Source organism: Mycobacterium parmense, from assembly GCF_010730575.1.
Lineage (GTDB): Bacteria > Actinomycetota > Actinomycetes > Mycobacteriales > Mycobacteriaceae > Mycobacterium > Mycobacterium parmense.
Window position 1 is genome coordinate 4,260,731 of the sequence record NZ_AP022614.1, and the last position, 18,976, is coordinate 4,279,706.

19 protein-coding genes are annotated in these 18,976 nt (G+C 64.0%); 12 read left to right on the plus strand and 7 right to left on the minus strand.

Annotated elements, in window-relative coordinates:
* Positions 1-230 precede the first annotated feature (230 nt).
* The 3 genes from G6N48_RS19660 to G6N48_RS19670 all read right to left on the minus strand — a co-directional run bounded on the left by G6N48_RS19660 (position 231) and on the right by G6N48_RS19670 (position 2,898).
* Complete coding sequence (locus tag G6N48_RS19660; RefSeq protein ID WP_232066665.1) at positions 231-914, minus strand: TetR/AcrR family transcriptional regulator; 684 nt, start codon at positions 912-914, stop codon at positions 231-233.
* Positions 915-1,316: 402 nt separating this feature from the next.
* Entirely contained in the window at positions 1,317-1,925 is a 609-nt protein-coding gene (locus G6N48_RS19665; RefSeq protein ID WP_139825885.1) for a hotdog family protein, read from the minus strand.
* Between the two features lie 163 nt (positions 1,926-2,088).
* On the minus strand, positions 2,089-2,898 hold the full coding sequence (locus G6N48_RS19670; RefSeq protein ID WP_085270454.1) for an Emopamil-binding protein: 810 nt from the start codon (positions 2,896-2,898) through the stop codon (positions 2,089-2,091).
* 330 nt (positions 2,899-3,228) lie between these two features.
* Here G6N48_RS19670 and G6N48_RS19675 point away from each other — a divergent pair, with 330 nt between their 5' ends.
* The 5 genes from G6N48_RS19675 to G6N48_RS19695 all read left to right on the plus strand — a co-directional run bounded on the left by G6N48_RS19675 (position 3,229) and on the right by G6N48_RS19695 (position 8,336).
* Positions 3,229-3,870, plus strand: coding sequence for a class I SAM-dependent methyltransferase (locus tag G6N48_RS19675; RefSeq protein WP_232066666.1), 642 nt, complete (start codon positions 3,229-3,231; stop codon positions 3,868-3,870).
* Positions 3,871-4,343: 473 nt separating this feature from the next.
* Entirely contained in the window at positions 4,344-4,931 is a 588-nt protein-coding gene (locus G6N48_RS19680; protein WP_085270456.1) for a TetR/AcrR family transcriptional regulator, read from the plus strand.
* Between the two features lie 56 nt (positions 4,932-4,987).
* Complete coding sequence (locus tag G6N48_RS19685; protein WP_085270457.1) at positions 4,988-5,437, plus strand: nuclear transport factor 2 family protein; 450 nt, start codon at positions 4,988-4,990, stop codon at positions 5,435-5,437.
* 242 nt (positions 5,438-5,679) lie between these two features.
* Positions 5,680-6,567 carry an alpha/beta hydrolase fold domain-containing protein gene (locus G6N48_RS19690; RefSeq protein ID WP_197745597.1) on the plus strand — a complete coding sequence of 296 codons (888 nt, stop codon included), beginning with the start codon at positions 5,680-5,682 and terminating at the stop codon, positions 6,565-6,567.
* A 215-nt stretch (positions 6,568-6,782) separates the two neighbouring features.
* Positions 6,783-8,336 carry a GMC family oxidoreductase gene (locus G6N48_RS19695; protein ID WP_085270459.1) on the plus strand — a complete coding sequence of 518 codons (1,554 nt, stop codon included), beginning with the start codon at positions 6,783-6,785 and terminating at the stop codon, positions 8,334-8,336.
* 102 nt (positions 8,337-8,438) lie between these two features.
* Here G6N48_RS19695 and G6N48_RS19700 read toward each other — a convergent pair whose 3' ends face one another.
* Positions 8,439-8,981, minus strand: coding sequence for a cupin domain-containing protein (locus tag G6N48_RS19700; RefSeq protein ID WP_085270460.1), 543 nt, complete (start codon positions 8,979-8,981; stop codon positions 8,439-8,441).
* Between the two features lie 401 nt (positions 8,982-9,382).
* On the opposite strand from G6N48_RS19700, the gene G6N48_RS19705 reads away from it, so the two are divergent.
* The 4 genes from G6N48_RS19705 (at position 9,383) to G6N48_RS19720 (ending at position 12,125) form a co-directional block, all read left to right on the plus strand.
* On the plus strand, positions 9,383-10,000 hold the full coding sequence (locus tag G6N48_RS19705; protein ID WP_085270461.1) for a carboxymuconolactone decarboxylase family protein: 618 nt from the start codon (positions 9,383-9,385) through the stop codon (positions 9,998-10,000).
* A gap of 93 nt (positions 10,001-10,093) precedes the next feature.
* Entirely contained in the window at positions 10,094-10,729 is a 636-nt protein-coding gene (locus G6N48_RS19710) for a TetR/AcrR family transcriptional regulator (RefSeq protein WP_085270462.1), read from the plus strand.
* Positions 10,730-10,856: 127 nt separating this feature from the next.
* A complete protein-coding gene (locus tag G6N48_RS19715; RefSeq protein ID WP_372511353.1) occupies positions 10,857-11,123 on the plus strand; it encodes an SDR family oxidoreductase in 267 nt (88 codons plus the stop codon).
* 378 nt (positions 11,124-11,501) lie between these two features.
* Complete coding sequence (locus G6N48_RS19720) at positions 11,502-12,125, plus strand: carboxymuconolactone decarboxylase family protein (RefSeq protein WP_139825887.1); 624 nt, start codon at positions 11,502-11,504, stop codon at positions 12,123-12,125.
* Positions 12,126-12,167: 42 nt separating this feature from the next.
* Here G6N48_RS19720 and G6N48_RS19725 read toward each other — a convergent pair whose 3' ends face one another.
* Positions 12,168-12,563: a MarR family winged helix-turn-helix transcriptional regulator gene (locus tag G6N48_RS19725; RefSeq protein WP_161494232.1), complete on the minus strand. Its 396-nt coding sequence runs from the start codon at positions 12,561-12,563 to the stop codon at positions 12,168-12,170.
* A gap of 275 nt (positions 12,564-12,838) precedes the next feature.
* Here G6N48_RS19725 and G6N48_RS19730 point away from each other — a divergent pair, with 275 nt between their 5' ends.
* Complete coding sequence (locus G6N48_RS19730) at positions 12,839-14,095, plus strand: metal-dependent hydrolase family protein (protein WP_161494233.1); 1,257 nt, start codon at positions 12,839-12,841, stop codon at positions 14,093-14,095.
* Between the two features lie 27 nt (positions 14,096-14,122).
* On the opposite strand, the gene G6N48_RS19735 is transcribed toward G6N48_RS19730, so the two are convergent.
* Positions 14,123-15,052: an MBL fold metallo-hydrolase gene (locus tag G6N48_RS19735; protein ID WP_085270467.1), complete on the minus strand. Its 930-nt coding sequence runs from the start codon at positions 15,050-15,052 to the stop codon at positions 14,123-14,125.
* Positions 15,053-15,336: 284 nt separating this feature from the next.
* Here G6N48_RS19735 and G6N48_RS19740 point away from each other — a divergent pair, with 284 nt between their 5' ends.
* Entirely contained in the window at positions 15,337-16,845 is a 1,509-nt protein-coding gene (locus G6N48_RS19740) for an MFS transporter (protein ID WP_085270468.1), read from the plus strand.
* Positions 16,846-16,891: 46 nt separating this feature from the next.
* On the opposite strand, the gene G6N48_RS19745 is transcribed toward G6N48_RS19740, so the two are convergent.
* On the minus strand, positions 16,892-17,743 hold the full coding sequence (locus tag G6N48_RS19745) for a LysR family transcriptional regulator (RefSeq protein WP_085270469.1): 852 nt from the start codon (positions 17,741-17,743) through the stop codon (positions 16,892-16,894).
* Between the two features lie 166 nt (positions 17,744-17,909).
* Between G6N48_RS19745 and G6N48_RS19750 the strand changes: the two genes are divergently transcribed.
* Positions 17,910-18,842 carry a DMT family transporter gene (locus G6N48_RS19750; protein WP_179969888.1) on the plus strand — a complete coding sequence of 311 codons (933 nt, stop codon included), beginning with the start codon at positions 17,910-17,912 and terminating at the stop codon, positions 18,840-18,842.
* The last annotated feature ends 134 nt before the right edge of the window (positions 18,843-18,976 follow it).

The following is an 18,976-nucleotide window of genomic DNA, read 5'->3' on the forward strand; positions in this document are numbered from 1 at the left end:
CGAGATGCAACGAAGATTGACAAAGTGTGCAGTCTTGTTTAACAAGCTGGCGCGACGCTCTGCTCCCGGGAGCCGTCGAGCCGGTCGGTGCTTTTTGTAGGTGCTCAAACAAAATGGCCACGCGGCCCTGCGTCTACGGTGGATTCAGGCCGTGCGGGGTTGATCCCGTGTGGCGCATGTCAACTTGGGGTCGTCATCGACCGGCGAAGAAGCGCCGAGGTGTTTCGGTCTTATTTTGAAGGGAGCCGTGACTCAGGGGCGGGGGGAGTTTTACGTGCTCGACGTCCGGGGGCGGCCGCTGCCGGCAATTCCAGCGAACGCCTTAAGTATTGGGTGAGTTCGAGTGCCACGTCGTCAGCGGGCCTGTCGAATTCGCTGTTGACCCAGTCGGTCAACCAAACTTGCAGTGCTGACACCACGAGGCCCGCTAACAGCGATGGCCGCATGGGGGGAACTCCTTCGGATTCGACTGCGTCGTGCGCCAGTGCGACCATTGTGTCGATGCCCGTACGCCAGGCGTCGCGCTGGTTGCCGCGGCCCCAATTGTGGCCGCCTGTGGCCCAGCTCAATCCTTCGCTGACGTGAATGCGCAAGTAGTTGGGATGTTCGGCGAAGTAGGTGACGAGCGCATGAAGCGATGCGAACAGTCGTTGGACCGGCGAAGTGCAATCAGCTATGGCTTGTTGTCCCGCGGAAATGAATTCTTCGACGCGCTGCTGATTGAGGACGTCCCATATCTCGTCCTTGCCGGCGAAGTGTTTGTACAGCGTCGCCAGGGATACATCGGCGGTGCGCGCGATGTTTGCGACCTTGGTCTTTTCGAACCCGGCCCTGGCGAACTCGTACTCGGCGGCTGCAATGATCTGCATCCGATACATCTGCCGGCGGGTTTCGTGAATGCTGGGGACGTTCACCGGTATCGCCTCACTGTGCCATACCGTCCTTCGGGCCAGGGTACTGACTGACCGAGCATAATTGACCCGTAAGTGAGTTCCTCTGACCACCGGCGATGGGCCTGACGCGCGTTACTGAGACTTGCCGTCACGTCCTATTTGTTCCACTTCTCGCGGTTGAGAGCGTAGAGCCATGGCAGCACTACGTAAGGGGTTAGGTACCAGATGAATACGGCCCACCAGCCGACAACGCCGAACCGGCTGGCCGGTGTCGCTGATCACTGTCAAACCCTTCTTCGGATGTTCGGTGGTCATGGCGACCACGCGCGTTGTGTCGCGAATTCGGGGGGTGCTTGCTTGGATCGAGTCGGCCTGGCGCTTCGTGGGAGGATTAGCACGCCTAAGCCCTGTCCTGTTGGTGGTTCATCGTTGGTGGGTTCGCAAGGCGATCATGAGGGCGGTTGCTTTGGCCAGTGTCGTTGTGTCGTTGAGGCGGGTCAGCTCGGCGCTGAGGAAGGTTTTGCGTCCTTCGATGACGTCGATGCGGGCGGTGGCCTGCAGTGGGGTGTCGGTCTCTACGTAGTCGGTGTAGTCGACGTGGAGGTAGGCGGTGCGGCTGATCGGGCGGCCGGCGGCGTCGATGGTGAGGGCGAAGTGCCAGTCGAAAAGTAGCGGTAGCGCGCCGCCGAGGACGACGTCATGGGCGCCATGGTAGAAGCGGCCGAACTTGCCCTGCAAGACAACACCTTTGGCGCTAGTGGTGTGGATGGTGAACGCTGGTATCAGTGGGTTCCCAAAGCCGGGTAGTGCGGCATCGCGACCGGCTGGGGCCTGTGTTTCAGGTGCCCGATGCTGGGTCAGGATTGTCGTGAGTCGGCGCAGTTGAGTTGCCGCCGCGGTCCACACGGCCGCGTCGGGGTTCGCCGACTGCGTGGCGTCTTGTAATTCCCGCAGGCGTTGGACGTATTCCACGAATTCAGGGCTGGCAGCCTCGGGTCGATACTGTGAGAAGTCGAAGGCGGGTGATGTCATCGTGTCCGTTCGCGGCTATGCGGCGCCAGGGTCGTTTTGATTGGCGGATGTCGCCGAGCGTCGGCGCAGGGACGCTCAAAATCGCTGTATCTTCTGCGCTTTCGGTGTCGTTGCAACGGCTGTGTGTGCGGGACCGCCGGGCGTGCCCCGGCGTGGCGGTTGCCTAGGCGCGGACCGAGGCAGGAGCGCCGACGCTGGTCGACGCCCGGTCCGCCGCCAGAGCTTTGCGCCCGTAGAGGTAGCCCAGTTGCTTGGCGACGAAGGGAAGGCTGACGATCGGTGCGATCATCCACGGCAGGTTCTCATAGATCAGGACGATCGAGACGTCCCAGAATCCGTGGCGTGGGAAGTTGGGAAAGCCGTGGCGCGCCTCGGCGACGAAGTAGATGAAAAACACCGTCAACATGACCGCCATGGTGAAGAAGGTCCACCACAGCGGACGGATACGTTTTTCGGGGTCGTTGCCGGCTTTCCTCAACTTCGACCACGAGTACAGCAGGATGGCGGCGCCGGTTACGACAGCCAGTTCCATCGCCCACAACGCTCCGTCGCTGTTGAGATAGCGCACATCGTTGATGCCGTAGTACCAGATCACCCATCCCCAGCGCTGACCCTGCGTGATGTGCATCTTGCCCATCAGGTCACCGACGAGCCAGATGACCTCCCACCAGAGCTCACTTGCGGCGCCAGCGATGCAAAACCAGAGCATCTGAAACTCGTTTGCTTTTTCCAACGTCGTGCGTGTCTCGCCCGGAGTATCGATCCATGACGTGATGAACATGATGAAAACCGGGGTCATAAACAGAAAACAGGCGATCGTGCCGGTCGCGGGCACCATCGGGATCAGCCCCACGCCGACACCGATGACGCTGCCCACGGCGATCGTTGTCGTAAACGCCGCGCACCACGCGTAAGTCCGGACCCGCCGTTTGGCCCATGGTCGGGCGAAATCGTGTTCAAGGGCGGTTGTCATGACAGCCTCCTGCTGCTGGAGTGAAAAACTTCGTACGACCCGGATAGCAGAATCGTTATTCTGGAAGCTAGCATCACGATACTGCGCAGCGCAATAAGTGTTCTAATGTGGAGCTGCGGTCGCGCTACACGCCGGGGGCCGGGTCGTAGCGACGACACCATGAAAAGGAGTCACGGGTTGATGAGTTATGGACCGCCGGCGTCAGTCGTGGACCGGACGCGGAAGTTGTTAGATCCGCGGCGATGTACCGACTTTCGCTTCACCGAGCCGGGATACTTGGACTTTCTTGGTGAGCAGGCACCGCCTGCGCCACGTATCGTGCACCGGTTGATGAATACCGAGTTCTATACCGGCGGCTACGAGCGCGGCCGCGCCGCGCTGCGACGCCTCGTGGGGCTTGTCGCTCCGCAGCGCGCCGACGACCGCGCACGAATATTGGCCGGCCTTCAGCTAAGACCGGGTGCCGCGGTGATCGACCTGGGTTGCGGGCCGGGTAATTTCACTGGGCTGTTCGGTAGTGCCGTGGGCGAGAAGGGTTTGGCGGTGGGAGTCGACGCCTCACACCACATGCTGCGACGTGCCACCATCGACAATGCGGGCCCCAACGTGGCTTATCTACGTGCCGACGCCCAGAACCTACCCTTTGCCGATCAAAGCGCCGACGCCATTGCATGCCTTATGGCGCTTTATCTCATCGAGCAGCCCTTCAAGGCGCTCGATGAGATTGCCCGCGTGCTGCGTCCCAACGGTCGGGTGGTCATCCTCACCAGTCTGGCGCCGGGGGGCACGCGCGGTGCTGTGCGCAGCCGGGTGGTTGAAGGTGTTAGCGGATGTCGGATGTTCGGCCGTGATGAAATCGTTAAAGCTCTGCTTCTGAGAGGTTTCGGCGAAGTCGAGCAACGAACCGGCGGTCTGTCACAGTTGGTGACCGCTACGCGGCACGTCGTCGGCGGCGAAGATGACACACGATGAAATGACACGACTCCGCGTCCAGGCCGCGGCTCGGTACTGATGCGGGTGAGGCGAATAGAGGTCCAGATCGGGCATGCCGACCGTAGCGCGCCCCCGCGGGGCAAGCCGCGATGGCAGCCAAAGCAGGCGCTTCAGTGCAGCATTACCCGTGTGATCATTTCGACGTGTGGCCGCACGGCCCGCCTTCGACGCCGTAATCGCCCACCAGCGCGAATTTCTGTACACGCTGTTTCGTGACTCGCCGCGGTAAGACCCGCTCGGCAAAGATTGGTGTGGTTGATCGCACGATGATGTGCAGCGAAAATTAACAAGCCTCGGGGACACGCTGAAGTTTTGTCAAAGTAGCCAGGCGTGTCTGGTCAATCTTCGCTGCATCTCGACAGCGGCGGTGTAGGTCCCCAGAGCTCGGCGGTAGGAGGTGGCCGCGTTCGCGGGCGTAGAATACCGGTGGTTATGCTATAAATGTTCTTATCATGAGATATCCGGCAGACCAGAAGGCCAAGGCGCGCGCCGCGCTGCTGCGTGCCGGAATGCAGTCGATGAAGGTCGCCGGGTTCAACGGGATCGGGGTGGACGGGCTCGCCGGCGCGGCGGACGTGACCTCCGGAGCCTTCTATTCGAACTTCGCCAACAAGGAAGCGATGCTCGAGGCGATCATCGAGGCCGCCGTCGGCGAGCCGTTCGTTTCCGACACCGAGTCCGGCAACAAGACCGAGCGCCGGTCGAAGCTGAAGAGCTTTGTCGCGGAATACCTCAGTGCCTACCACGTGGAAAACCCGGGCGACGGATGCGTGATGCCCACGCTTAGCGCCGACGTGGCACGGGCGGGAGCATCCACTCGGGAGGTCTACGAGCACAAGATCACCGCGCTGGCGGCGCGGGTGGCCGAGGTGCTCGACGGCGCCGATCGGGAGCGCCGGGCGTGGAGCGTCGTCGCGCTGATGGTGGGGGCGGTGTCGATCTCGCGCGCGATGTACGACCCGGCCACGCAGGCAGAGGTGCTCGAGGCCGCGAGCGAGACCGCGGACAGGCTCATTTCGCCCGGCAAGCGACGCACATGAGTGGAAGCGGCATGAGCACTTCGAGAGCTTGGAAAGCCGCTCTGGCGGGCTCGGGTATGGCCGTTGCCTTGGCTTGCGTTGTGCCCGGCCCCAAATCGACCGCCTCGCCCGACTACGACGCTGCGGCAACGCAGCGCCAGCGGGCCATCGTCGGCGCGTTCGCGACCGCTATCGTGCACGACGACCATGCGGAGATCGCTGGACACGCCACGCCCGACATCGTCTGGACCATCCCTGGCAACAGCGTGGTGTCCGGCCGGGCGACCGGAATCGACGACGTCACGAGGCTCGCCGACACTTTCGCTCAATACGGACTGCACATCGCGCCGCAAGGATTCGCTTTCGGCCGTGACACCGTCGCGGTCACACTGCACGACACTGGAGAGCACAACGGCAAGCGACTCCAACAGGACGTGGTCAATGTCCTGACCATCAGTGGGGACAAAATTTCTGAGGTCACAGCACATTTGACCGACATTGACTCCTTCGACGCGTACTTCTCCTAATTGACGTGCGGGAGTGAACCAGTCCCCGCCGCGGAACCAAAGCGAACCTCGTCGGCCGTTGACCCGCAAAGTGGCTATCGGCCCGACGACGATCCCCTTCTGGTCGGTCGCGGTCTGGCACGTGACGCGAAGAGGCGAAGCTCGCTATTGGATAGCGATCGTTATATAGTGATCGTTATCCTGAATCCCCTCCGAGAGGAACGTGCATGGCAACCGAGGGAGCGTTCGATCTAGCCGATTTCTTGGCCGACCTCGGCAGGCGAGCATCTAATCCCAATTTTGAGCTGGAGACGATTCGCGACGTGATCGAGAACATCCATGTCGCGTCCAAGGAACCCGAAGGGGTCACCTACGCCGAGGTCGATGCCGGTGGGGTCGAGGCCCTGTGGTGCATCCCCGCCGACAGTGATCCCCAATCGGTACTCCTGCACGCGCATTTGGGCGGCAGCGTGCTGATGTCGATGCATTCGGACCGCAAGGTGGCGGCGCACATCGCCAAGGCGGCGGGCGCACGCTCGCTTGTCGTGAACTTCCGGCGTTCCCCGGAGCACAAGTATCCGGCGCAGGTTGAGGACGTGGACAGTGCTTACCGCTGGCTGCTCGGTCAGGGCTACCGGCCTGCCAAGATCGCCAGCGTCGGCCACTCAATCGGTGGTTATCTCGCGGTCGAACTGGCGCTGCGGCTGCGGGATCGGGGTGAGGCACTGCCCGGCGCCGTGCTGTCGGTATCGCCGTGGGCCGACGTCACGCTGTCGGGCCAAACGATCGAGACCAATGCCGAGCGGGACAAGCTGCTCACGCGGGGACTGTTGGAGCTGTTCCGGTCGTGCTGGCTCGACGGAACCGGGGTGGAATACACCGACCCGCGGGTGCACCTGCTTGCCGCAGACCTGTCCGGGTTACCTCCCACCGCCGTGTATTACGGCGAATACGAACTGCTCGCGTCGGACGCCGTCGCCTTCTCGCAGCGGGCCAAAGAGGCGGGCAGCGACGTCACCGTGCGCCGAGTCGACGAAGGCCAGCACTCCTTCATCATCGGAGCGGGCCGCGTTGAGGCGGTTGACCGCGCGATCGCCGAAATGGGTCGTTGGCTGCGCTCGGCACTCGGCATTCATACGGTGGCGGCCTAGTGTCATGCAACCGGTCGAAGGCCGCCGCCCGCGAAAGCGTTGCGGCGAACGGGGTCAGCGGCGATCCCCGCCCCACCTCGATGTGTGGAGGAGTTCACCGCTAACACCGAGCCCCCGCGTCGCCCTTTGCGTCGAGTGCGATTGAACCGCAGGGCCTTTCCGCCCGTGACCCTAGGTATCTACCGCTATACCCAACTAATGAGTCAGGAGACCTCGTGGATACTGTGTTGGAACCGCGTTACGACGTCATCGTGTGCGGTGCCGGGTCGTCAGGGTCGGTGGTCGCGGGCCGGTTAGCCGAGAACCCCGACCTCAAGGTCCTGCTTTTGGAGGCCGGCGGCAGCGATGACGCGTCCAGTGTGACCGACGCCAACCAATGGCCATCCAACCTTGGCAGTGAGCGTGATTGGGGTTTCGTCGCCCAACCCGACCCGCGCCTTCATGGGCGCTGCCTCCCGTTGTCGACGGGCAAAGTGCTCGGCGGCGGGTCCAGCATCAACACCATGATCTGGGCGCGCGGACACCGCGCCGATTGGGACCATTACGCTTCCGAATCGGGCGAATCGGCATGGGAATACGAGTCCGTGGTGAATCTGTACCGTGAGATCGAGGACTGGCAGGGCGTCGCCGAATCCAACTATCGCGGCAGAGGCGGACCGATCTTCGTTCAACCCGCGCCTGATGGGCATCCCCTGGCCGCGGCGACCCTAGATGCGGCCAGGAACCTCGGGATTCCCACCTACCAGAGCCCCAACGGCCGCCTCACCGAGGAAACCCGTGGCGCCGCCATTACCGACCTTCGCTGGCGTGACGGCAGACGTCTCTCACTGTTTCGCACCTATATCGCCCCGCACACACGCAAGCCCAACCTGACAGTCCTACCCCACGCGCTGGTCACCCGGGTGATCTTTGCGGGCAAGCAGGCCGCTGGCGTGGAGCTCGTCCATGGCGGCACGGTGCATCGTGTGGCCGCCGACACCGAGGTCGTGCTGTCGCTGGGCGCCATTCACACACCCAAAGTGCTCCTGCAGTCCGGCATCGGAGACCACGACGAGTTGCATGATATCGGCATTACGGTCCGTCAACATCTGCCCGGCGTTGGTCGAAACTTTCAAGACCACTTCGGCTTCGACTGCGTCTGGGAATTTCCCGACACCATGCAAGGCAGCACGCAAGTCGGGGCAACGCTGTTCTGGGACTCCGGGGCGGCCAGCGTTCACGAACCGGACCTATTTGCGTGTGTGGGGCCGTTCCCGAAAGCCACGCCTGAGAACGCGGCCAGATACGGTCTCCCCCAGAACAGTTGGATTCTTTTCGGCGCACCGACGCACCCCCAAAGCCGAGGCCGGGTGCGGCTCTCGGGCGCCGACCCGGCCGATCCCGTCAGGATCGAAGCCAACGCGCTCTCGGATCCCGACGACATCAAGACTGCCATCTCCTGCATCGAAACCCTGCGTGAAATCGGCAATTCCGCCGAGCTTCGCCCATTCGTCGCACGCGAGGTCATGCCGGGCGACCTGACCGGCGCCGAGTTGGAGACCTATTTGCGCAACGCCGTCACCACCTACTGGCACCACTCAGGAACGGCGAAGATGGGCCGCGACACCATGTCGGTGGTCGACGGACACCTCAAGGTCTACGGCATCGAGGGCCTGCGTGTCGCCGACGCATCGATCATGCCGCGGATCAGTACCGCCAACACCATGGCCCCCTGCGTCGTCATTGGCGAGCGCGCCGCACAATTCATCCAAGCCGAACACCGAATGTGACTTCATTGGTGCCTCGCAGTGCGCCGTCCTCACTTTGTTGGTGCACCTGCGCGGTGTCGGCCAAGGGACGGCGCGCGCTGATGGGCGGCCCTCATGCTGTCGCTACTCGGTGGTGCGCGTGGCGGCGATCGGGATGAGCATCAGTGTGCAGTTCGATCCCGATCGATTGTGCCAGCGGTGGAACGTCCCGTTGTGGGTGAGGAAATCGCCCGCCTTGATCGTGATCTCGTACTCATTGCCGTCCTCGCCGGGGTAGGCGACATTCGTCTCGCCTTCGAGGACCGCGACGAGGTCGATGGTGTCGGTGCGGTGCATGCCGCCCCCTTCCTTGCCCGGCGTCATCCCTCCACCGGTGCCGAGGTCGAGCCTTCCCACCGTCGCCGAGAGGTCCGGCGGTTCGTCTCCGATGACCGGGGGAATGATCTGAATGTCGACGCGGATGCCGCCACGCGGCCCGAAGAGGCCCAGTTGCTTGTACTCACCGAGCACGTGCTCGGGCCGTAGCGGCAGTTCGGGAACCTCGTCGAATCCCCAGATATCGAAAGCATAGGTGGCGTCCTTAACGGTCGAGGAGTCAAAGACCTCGTCGGTCTGCGTCACCACGCCCGTGGGGGCCTCGGCCGTGGTCAATCGCCTGATCTTCATTCGGTTTCATCTCCTCGTAGGTGGTGGACCGCCCAACGCAGGGCTTGCCCGAACGTGGATTTCCAGATCCATTGAATGGCGGATACGCTGGATCCACAGATACATAATGTTGGCCCTGTGCGTTCATGTCAACCGTGAGGCGGTCCAGGCGTTGACGACTGATGACCATGCTTAATCAGCTAGATAAGGCCGTTTTCGATGTGGTCGTTGATCGAGTAGACACACCTCAACGAGGAACTTCTCGAAACCAATTCTCCAAGCGTGCCCTATATTTTGTATCGCGAGATTCATAATCGTCGCTCGTAGCGCTACACTGTCTGAAGCGGCGATGACCATCCGGACATCAGGCGAACAGCCGCTGGCGACCCTGCCCGCAGGCAGGTGGAGGAGGACAAACGGCGATGAACATCCCGACTACCTACGCGGCGACGGTGACAGTGCCGCTGCCCGATGATGACGTCATCAAGGGGGTCATCGAGGCCTACTTCGGTGGCACCTATCAGCCCGACGCGACGCTGAACGTCGTCAAGATGTTCGCCGGAACGGGAGCGCACTTCCCGGGCGTCATCGATACGGTCCAGGCGATCTTCGGGCCCGAGGGCATCAACCCCAAGCACCGGCAGATGTGCATGATGCGCGTCGCCAAGGCTTTCGACGCACCCTACGAGTGGCAGGTCCACTCGGCGATCGGCCGCAACGTGGGACTCAGCGAGGACGAGATCGCCGCCATCGCCTCCGACGGGCCCGTCACCGGCATCGACTCGGACTACGTTCTGCTGGGCCGGGCAGTCGACGAGTTCGCCAGCGCGAAGACGCTGACCGACGAGACGCTCAGCGAACTCCTGAGCACCTTTGGTGAGGACTTGACACGCAAGTACATTTTCTCGATCACCTACTTCATCTTCATGGGCCTGTGGCTCAACGGCTGCCGCGTCCCGCTGGAGACCACCGACAAGATCGGCGGGCGGGACAGCAACCCGGCCGCGACATCTGCGGAGACCGTCTCCGCCAGCTCCTAACCACGACCAAGCCGCCGGCGGATCAGACAGATCGGAAGGAGGATCAGGACAGCGGGCCCGCAGCGACGGACTCGCCCAACCTGGCCAAAAGTGATGGCAACGAAGGAATCGGTCACCGACACGCACCGGCTCACCCCCAAGGGACGGGCCACTCGGGAGCGGATCGTGGCCACCGCAGCGCAACTGATGTACGACCACGGTGTGGCCAACACCAGTCCCGGTGACGTCCAGAAGGCTGCAGGCGTTGGCGCTTCGCAGATGTACCACTACTTCGAGGACAAGCAAGCCTTGATCAGAGCCGTGATCGCCCACCGCGTCCAGGCTCTGCTGGCAACGCTTGGGGGGCTGGACAGCATGGAGGGGTTGCGCGCCTGGCGAGACTTCGTCGTCGACACCCAACGCCAGCGCGACTGCGCAGGTGGTTGCCCGCTCGGGTCGCTGGTCGGTGAGCTGGCCGAACCGTTCCCGGACTGTCGAGGCGACCTGGTCGGGGGATTCGACCAGTGGGAAGCGGCGATCCGCGAGGGCCTGCAGGCCATGTGGGATCGGGGCGAGCTGCGCCGCAAGGCCGACCCCGACCGCCTGGCGACCGTGTTGTTGGCCGCGGTCGAAGGGGGGATGCTGCTCGCGCAGGTGCGCCGCGACCCCGCACCGCTGGAAACGGCACTCGATGACGTCCTCGACCGCATCGAGGAGCTCAGGCCCCGACGCGCGCCGGCCGGTCGGTGAGCCGGCGCCGCGTTGCCCACCCGTCGGGCCAGCCGCCGCACTGACACCTCGGCGAGTGCGTCGGTCGAGGGACGGACGCGCGTAGTCCGGCCCTGCGCCCCACGAACAAGGAAACACAATGCCGTTGTTGACCAACAAGATCGCCGTCGTCACTGGAGGAAGTAGCGGAATCGGTCTCGCGACCGCCAAGAGGTTCGTCGACGAGGGCGCTCACGTGTTCATCGCCGGCCGCCGCCAGGCTGAGCTCGACAAGGCGGTCGCGGAAATCGGCGAGAACGTGACCGCCATCGAGGCCGATGTCTCCAACCTCGACGATCTCGATCGTCTCTGCACGGCGGTGGCTCAGCAACACGGCGTCGAGGTCTCGAAAGGCAGTGGGCGTCGACCCAGATGAGCCCAGGTAGCGGTAAGCGCGGCCTCTGGTAACGCAGCATCGGTTGGGATGAATCCGTGGTCATCCAGATAGATTCCATCCAGCCAGTCCGTAGGGGGTACGGCGCCACTGTGCTCATCGAGACCCTGGTGTAGGGCGCGAATGCCGTCGAAACCAGCTACGACGCAATCAGCCTCGCCGCTCTAACGCACGGCGATCAGGCGGCGCGATCCATGAATCGCGGTGCCCGTGTGCAAGTGTTTACCTCCGCCTGCACCGAGGTTATACATCCCTCCCAGGCGATCCGCCGCAAGTCTGGCAATAGCTATAGATGATAGCTATGATTCATATCTGTCAGCAGCAGCTCGGTTCGCGATGATTGCGTCGTTACGTGGTGCCGTGCGCCGTGTCATCAGAACCGTTGGCAGAAAGGACCTTCGCATGCCTCACCTGGACAGCTACCCGTTTGCGGTCTCGATCCCGTTGCCCACCGATGAAGAGCTCGGACCGGAGAACGTGACGTTCCTGCACGAGTACGGCCGCAACTACAAAGACGGACGGATGATGATGGGCACCGATGTCGGTCGCCCGATGATTGCGCTGGCGCGGGCTGTATTTCGTGTCGAAGGTGTCGATCCCAAGATCCGCGAATTCGTGGTTCTGCGCATCGCCAAGATCCTCGGCGGCGTCAACCCGTGGGGGCCGAATCTGCGGATGCTGGACAATCTGGGCGCTACGGATGCGGAGAAGGAAGGCATCCAGAATGACGGCCCGGTGTCCGGCCTCGACGAGGACGCCACTCTGGTCATGCGCGCCACCGAGGAGATCACCAGCAATGCAGGCCTGCAAGACGCGACCCTGACCGCGCTGAAGGAACGGTTCGGTGATCACACCGCGCGCAATTACATCGCGGTGATCTGTTGGTACAACATGTTCAATCGTTTCCTGATCAGCACCCGGGTGCCTGCCGAAAGCGAACAGGAAGTCATCGACAAAGTCGGCGATCAAACCATGCCTGCGTGATCGTGCGCGTGGACGAAGCGCTCGGACGAACGCTTCGTCCACTCATTGCTTCAGCCCGTGGGAGGCCAGGCGTTTCATCAGCTCGCCGGCACGGCGCAGGGTGTCTTGCTCGCGGCTGCTCAGTGTCGCGTTGATGGCCTCGCAGAGCCAGGTGTCTCGTCGACGTCGATCGTCGGCGACATATCGTCGGCCGGCTGCGGTGATCTCGATCAGGACACGGCGAGCATCGTCGGGGTCGCGGCCACGCCGGATGAGTCCCTCGCGCTCCAGGAGCCGCAAAGAGGCCGCGACGTTGGAGGTTGCCATGAGCAGGTCCGCCGCGAGTTGCCCCGGCGATGCCGCAGCGCCGCGGCGCTCGATCGCCCCCAGTACCAGTGCGTCGGACGTGGGCACCGAGCCGGAAGTCATCTCGCGGCGAAGACGGCGCTGCAGTGCCATCAACTGACGCCGGAAATCCGCCGCTTGATCTTGCTTCATCCTGCGGCCTTTCGGGGGCAACGCGAGCAACCCGCGGCTTCGACGACAGCGACAGCGATGCCGGATAACGATAACATGTAGCTATGCTACATAAATAGTCGATCATGTTGGCATATTGGGGTCATCATGACGACTGGTGCCGACAAGGCCGACCGAGTCGACTCGGGTCCGGATGGATCAGCGCTCGAACGGCGTTGAGGCCTCGGACGTTGGCGAATACCCGAAGGGATGGGCAGTTGGCTGCGAACGCCCCGACACTTTTCGTGAACGCCTCGGTGTATGACGGCGACGACGACCTGCATCGCGGCATGCAAGTCCTCGTCGCCCAGGGCCGGATAGAAGCTGTGACCGGCCGAACCGTCAGGACGCCGGCGCAGTGCGAGGTCATCGACCTGCGTGGGCGCACGCTAATGCCGGGGTTGATCGATGCCCACGTGCACGTCTGGCTGGCGGATCTAGATCTCGGCCGGGCGATGCGGCGACGCTATCCGTACATTGCCGCGTTCGCGTTCAGAACCCTTGCCCGGATGCTGAACCGCGGATTTACCACCGTTCGGGATGCCGGAGGCACGGACGTGGGTTTCGCGTCTGCTCTGCAGGCGGGCCTGCAGCGCGGGCCGCGGCTGCTGCATGCTGGTCGGTTCATCTCCCAGACCGGCGGCCATTTCGATGCGCGCCGGGCCGACGAGGTCGACATGGCGTGTGGTTGCCAGGGCGGGGCCGCTCGCTTCGCGTGCATCGCAGACGGTGTCGACGAGGTGCGTCGGGCGGTCCGGGAGGAGGCACGAAAAGGTGCTCACCATATCAAGCTGGCGGCCTCGGGGGGCGTCGCCAGTCCCACCGATCCGCTCGACCGTATGCAGTTCAGTGACGACGAGATCCGGGTGGCGGTAGAGGAAGCGCATCGGCACGGCATCTACGTGATGGCCCACTGCTTTCCCGCGGCGGGGATCAAGCGTTGCGCGCAATTAGGTGTCCGCTCGATCGAGCACGGCTTTTTCATCGACGATGAGGCGGCGACCGCGGTGGCAGCGGCCGATGCCTACGTCGTGCCCACGATGGCGACCGTCTGGGCGTTGGTGGAAGACGGTGCGCACCAAGGGTTGCCACCGGCCAGCCAGGAGAAGGCCCACGAGCTGGCCAGGGGAGTGTTGCATGGGCTGGACATCATGCGCAGCCATGACCTGAAGATCGGGTTCGGCACCGACCTGCTCGGCCCCCAACAAGACAGACAGGTCACCGAGTTCGCGTTGCGGGCCCAGATCTTCACGCCCAACGAAATTCTGCGTTCTGCCACCCGGGTCAATGCGGAAATCTTGCGCATGGAAGCGCAATTGGGCCGCGTCGCCGAGGGCTTTATCGCCGATCTCATCGTGGTTGACGGCAATCCGCTCGAGGACCTGGCGCTGCTGAGCGAACCTGAGGGGGGCCACATTCCGCTGGTCATGCAGAACGGCGAGATCGTCAAACGCGATGGAAGACCAGCTGGCTGACCGGCAGGTTCCCCGCGCGGTTCTATGTCAGATCGGCGGAAACGAAGCCCAATCGTCAATGACGTAGTTCTGATCATCGTCGAAGGCAACCGTCAAACCTCCGGGGCCGGGACAATGCGCGAAAAAGATTGTCCTGTCGGTTTGCGCCGCGCGGTCCAGGATGTCTCGCCGCGACGTTCTGGCCGCTTCGGCGTCGAGGTCAAAGCTGCATACGTCGTCGGGACGGCTCACTTGCAGGGGACAGTGCAGCAGATCGCCGGCGAATACCGCCCCGCGGCCGTCGTCGAGCCACAGCACCGATGACCCGGGCGTATGGCCCGGCGTCAGCTCCAGGCGGAGACGGTCGCCGATCACGTATTCGCCGTCCCAGGTGACCAGCTGGCCGGCTTCCTCGATCGGCGCGATGCTGTCGGCGTACACCAGGCGGATGCCGGCGAAGCGGGCCGCTTCGTCATCGTTTTTGGGCGGCCGCATTCTGGACGCGTTGTCCGGGTGGAAATAGTCCCGGTCCCGTTGCGGTACCAGGTATCTGGCGTTCGGGAAGGTGGGGACCCATTCGCCGCCGGCCAGCATGGTGTTCCAACCGACGTGGTCGTAGTGGATGTGGGTGTTGACGACATAGTCCACGGCGAAACGGTCGATCCCCGCCGCGTCGAGCCGGTCACCGAAATCGGTGTGCAGATCGGCCAGCAACGGAGCCTGTGGCCGGTCACGGCCGTTGCCGACCCCCGTGTCGACGACGACGGTGCTGTCCTCGCAGCACACCACCCACGTTTGGATGGCGCAGCGGTACGCATGGTCAGCGGGCACATAGAACTGCGGATTCAGCCAGTCCACGTTCTGCGTCCATGCCTGCTGCGGTGTACCGGGGAACATCTCGTCGACCCCTTTGATCGGTCCAACCCACTCCACGACGCGGCGGACCTCGCAGTCGCCAAAGACCTGAACATCAGCCATGGCAAAGTTCCTCTCGGTCAATCACAATCCCGCCGTGGGATCCGCAGTGCCGGCGATCTCCCCAAAGCACCACGGCGCTGGCGTCGGCGCAACCATTCGAGAGATTCGCGACCCCACTGGGCCGGGTTCCCCACTCTTAGCCGATCCGACGACGTGCTTGCAGCTTCTCAGACGTATTCCGTCAGCGGTGGAGGCCGGCCAACAGCCATGAATCATTCATTAACCAGATGTTGACAAACGGTTTCCGGCGTTACGCATGGATACTTTTCCCATGGCCACGGCTCATGACGACAGGGGGCGGTGACATCTCGCGACCCGGACCGAAGTTGCGCGCCGCCGCCAACCAGACCCGAATCCTGGTCGTGGCGATCATCGTGTCGATGGTCGCCTTTCTGGACAGCAACATCGCGGAGCTCGCACTTCCAGCGATCCGGCGTGACCTCGGTGGCGGCCTTTCCTTCCAGCAGTGGGTCCTGGGCGCTTACCTGCTGGCGCTTGCGGCCACGATCCTGCCGGGGGGATCCATCTCCGACCTGTTCGGGCGGATACCGGTGATGCGCTTCGGCCTCGTGACGTTCGGGACCGGCTCGTTCTTGGCGGCCTTCGCAGCGTCGCCGGCAATGCTGATCGCCGGACGGCTCGTGCAGGGACTGGGTGCGGCGTTCCTCGTGCCGGGCTCCCTGGCGCTGATCAACTCCGCGTTCGACCCCGCCGACCGACCCGCGGCCATCGGGTCATGGACCGCCTGGACCAGTAGCGCGTTCGCGCTCGGGCCGCTCCTGGGGGGACTGGCGGTCGAATATCTGAGCTGGCGATGGATCTATGCCTTCTCGGCGATACCGACGGTCATCGCATTTGCCCTGACGTTTTGGCTGCGCCCGGTGCCCGACTCCGCCCCGCAGACGCGCGTCGACGTCGCCGGGGCCGCATTGTCGTCGATCGGCCTGGCCGCCACGGTGTATGCCTTGATCGAATCGCAACAGCGCGGGTGGAAATACGTCTTGACGTTCCTGGTCCTGGGGGTCGGGGCGATGCTGGCATTCGTGTTATGGGAGCGCCGCGCCCGAAACCCCATGGTGCCGCTACGGATGTTTACGGTCCGGAATTTCGCCGGCGCCAACCTGGTGACCGCGTTCGTCTACGGTGGCGTCGCGCTCGGATCGTTGGCCACCGCGCTCTACCTCCAAGAGGTCGTCGGCTACCCGGCCATAGTGGCGGGTTTGATCACGTTGCCCAGCCCCGTGATGTCACTTCTCTTCGCACGTCGCGTCGGCCGCGCGGCCACCCGGCTGGGCCCCAAGGCCTTCTTGGTCGCGGGCCCGGTGGTCGCCGGGTTGGGGGTCCTCTTGATCCGGCCCTCCGCGCAACGATTCAACATCTTGACGGACCTGTTGCCCGGGAGGATTGTGCTGGGCATCGGTCTGGTCGTCACCATTACACCGCTGACGGCGCTCAACCTGTCCGCTGCCGAGCCTGAGCACAGCGGGATCGCTGCCGCGATCCAGAACGCCGTCGGGCGAACCTCGTCGCTGGCCGCGGTCGGCTGCGCGGGAGTCATCGCCGCGGGCACGCTCAGCGACGCGGGTTTTGCCCGACTGCTGCAGGCCACCGCCGTGCTGTTCCTCCTTGGCGCCATCGTCAGCGCGGTCGCCGTCACCAAGCGGCCGCGGCGTCCCCTGCGGGAAAGATCCGCCTGGCCGACTCACCCTGAGAATGCGGAAGATGGCTCACCGCAACGGATATACGATCTGAGCTCGTCGGCTCCGCCGTATGACAGCGACGCAGTACCATGACGAGGCAGCAGCTCCGGCCGGCACCGGCGTTCGACGCGGCCGTGGCTCACTTCGCTGCGGCCAGGACATCATGCACCGCGGCGTCGACGGTGCTCAGGATGTCGGGGTCGATGCCGGCACGGCCGCGAACCAGTATCGACGCGTAGTTGCCGGGCGGCAGGCCCTCGGCCGGGCAGAGGCCGTCGGGGAGCTTGCCGATCATCGGCAGCAGCGCCACGCCCAGTCCCGAGCGCACGGCCGCGTACAGGCCGGACAGGTCGCCGCATTCGGCGGCGATCTCGTAGGCGATTGCGTGCTTGTCCAGGATCGAGAAGGCGGGCTCCCGCAGGGTGCACGGCTCGGAGAAGATCACCAGAGGCAGTGGCCCACGTGCCGGAGCGGTGCAGCTGCGACCCGAAATCCATTGCAGTCGAACCATTCCGGAGGCTTCGGTGCGATTGAGTGCCGCTCCGTCCAGCATCACCGCCACGTCGACGAGGCCGCGCTCGACCGAGTCCGCCAGCGACACGTTGCGGTCGAGCCGAAATCGCACTCGCCGGTCGGGGAGGCGCTGACGCAGTGCGCTCGTCAGCCCGGCCAGCATCACGTCGGCGCCGTGCTCGGTGGCACCGATGGTCAACAGCTCCTGTTCGGTCGCGCCGAGATCGTCCAGCGCCGTGTCGTGCGCGGCCAGGATCGTACGGGCATGGCGCAGCACCTTCTGGCCGACATCGGTGAACACGATCCCGCGGCCTGAGCGCTCGACCACCGTCCCGCCGACCACCGCCTCGATCCTGCGCAGGTGCTGGCTCACCGCCGACTGACTGAGGTGCAGAGCGGCGGCCGCGCGGTGAAATCCACCACAATCTGCGACGGCGACCAGGCTGCGCAGCGGTGCGATATCAAGCACATGAGCCATGACCAGACCATAGTCCGATTCGCTCTGGTGATCAATATCCAAGCTCATAACCCAAGCTCATGGCCTAAAGGCGGCGGTATGACCCATCACTGATAAGCTTGCACGATCGATTGCGGTCACTAATAATCGTTGGACTGCATGAGTTCGTCCCGCGAGCATGGTGCTCATGGACTCAACGCGCATGCCACTGACCACCGCGGCGGCGGTGACGTTCTTCTACGCGGTCGGGTACCCGATCGGAGCGCTTGCGGTGGCCGCGATGACGCCCATGGCCGCCTTGGTGCTGCGGTTCGGTCTGGCCGCGGCGATCCTCATCGGCTGGACCGTGCTGGCCAGAGCGCCCTGGCCGCGGGGCGCCCAGTTCGGTCATGTCGTGGTAGCGGGCTTACTCATCCAGGCCGTGCAATTCTGCTGCCTCTACGAGGCGGTTCAGCTCGGGGCCCCGGCAGTGCTGTGCGCGGTGGTGGTAGCCATGAACCCGGTCACCACCGCGATCCTGGGTGCCGCGTTCCTTCGCGAGCCGCTCGGTCTGCAGCGAGTGGTTGCGCTTGTCCTGGGCGTCGTCGCGGTGCTCTCGGCGTGCGCCGTCAGACTGGTGAGCACCCACGGCGTCGATCCCGTGATCCTGCTGCTTGTGGTTGCGCTTTTGGGCCTTTCGGCCGGTGGTGTATACCAGCAGCGGTTCTGCGCCCAGGTCGACTTTCGCGCCATGAGCGCAATGCAGAACGCGGTGGCACTCATTCCCGCGGCAGTGCTCGCGGGTTGCACGCCGTTTGCGGTGCATGACGGCCCCAAGGCCGCCATCGCCGTCGCCGGCATGGTGCTGCTGAACGCCACGCTGGCGGTGAGCCTCTACGTGCGTGCCATCAGCAAGCACGGGGTGGGGGCGGTCGCGATGTTGTTTGCCGTCATCCCCGCGCTTGCCGGGGTGCTGTCGTGGCTGATGCTCGGCCAGCGCCCGGACGCCGGTGTCGGCGTCGGTCTGCTCATCGGGGGTCTCGCCTGCTGGCTCAACAGCAGGGCATTGCGGCGGCATCGCGCACAAGCGGGCCACTCGACGTCCGGGCCCCAACCTGCTCTGGCGGGTGTCGGGCGGTGAGCACTTCTTCCTTGGACGATTCACCGCTCGCCACGTCTCGTCGGCGCCGTGACTCGAGGTCCGCGGCTCTGCCGAAGTCAACCTGGTGCTCTACAATCTGGGTCTCTGCGCAACGCGAAAGGTGTTGGTTGTAT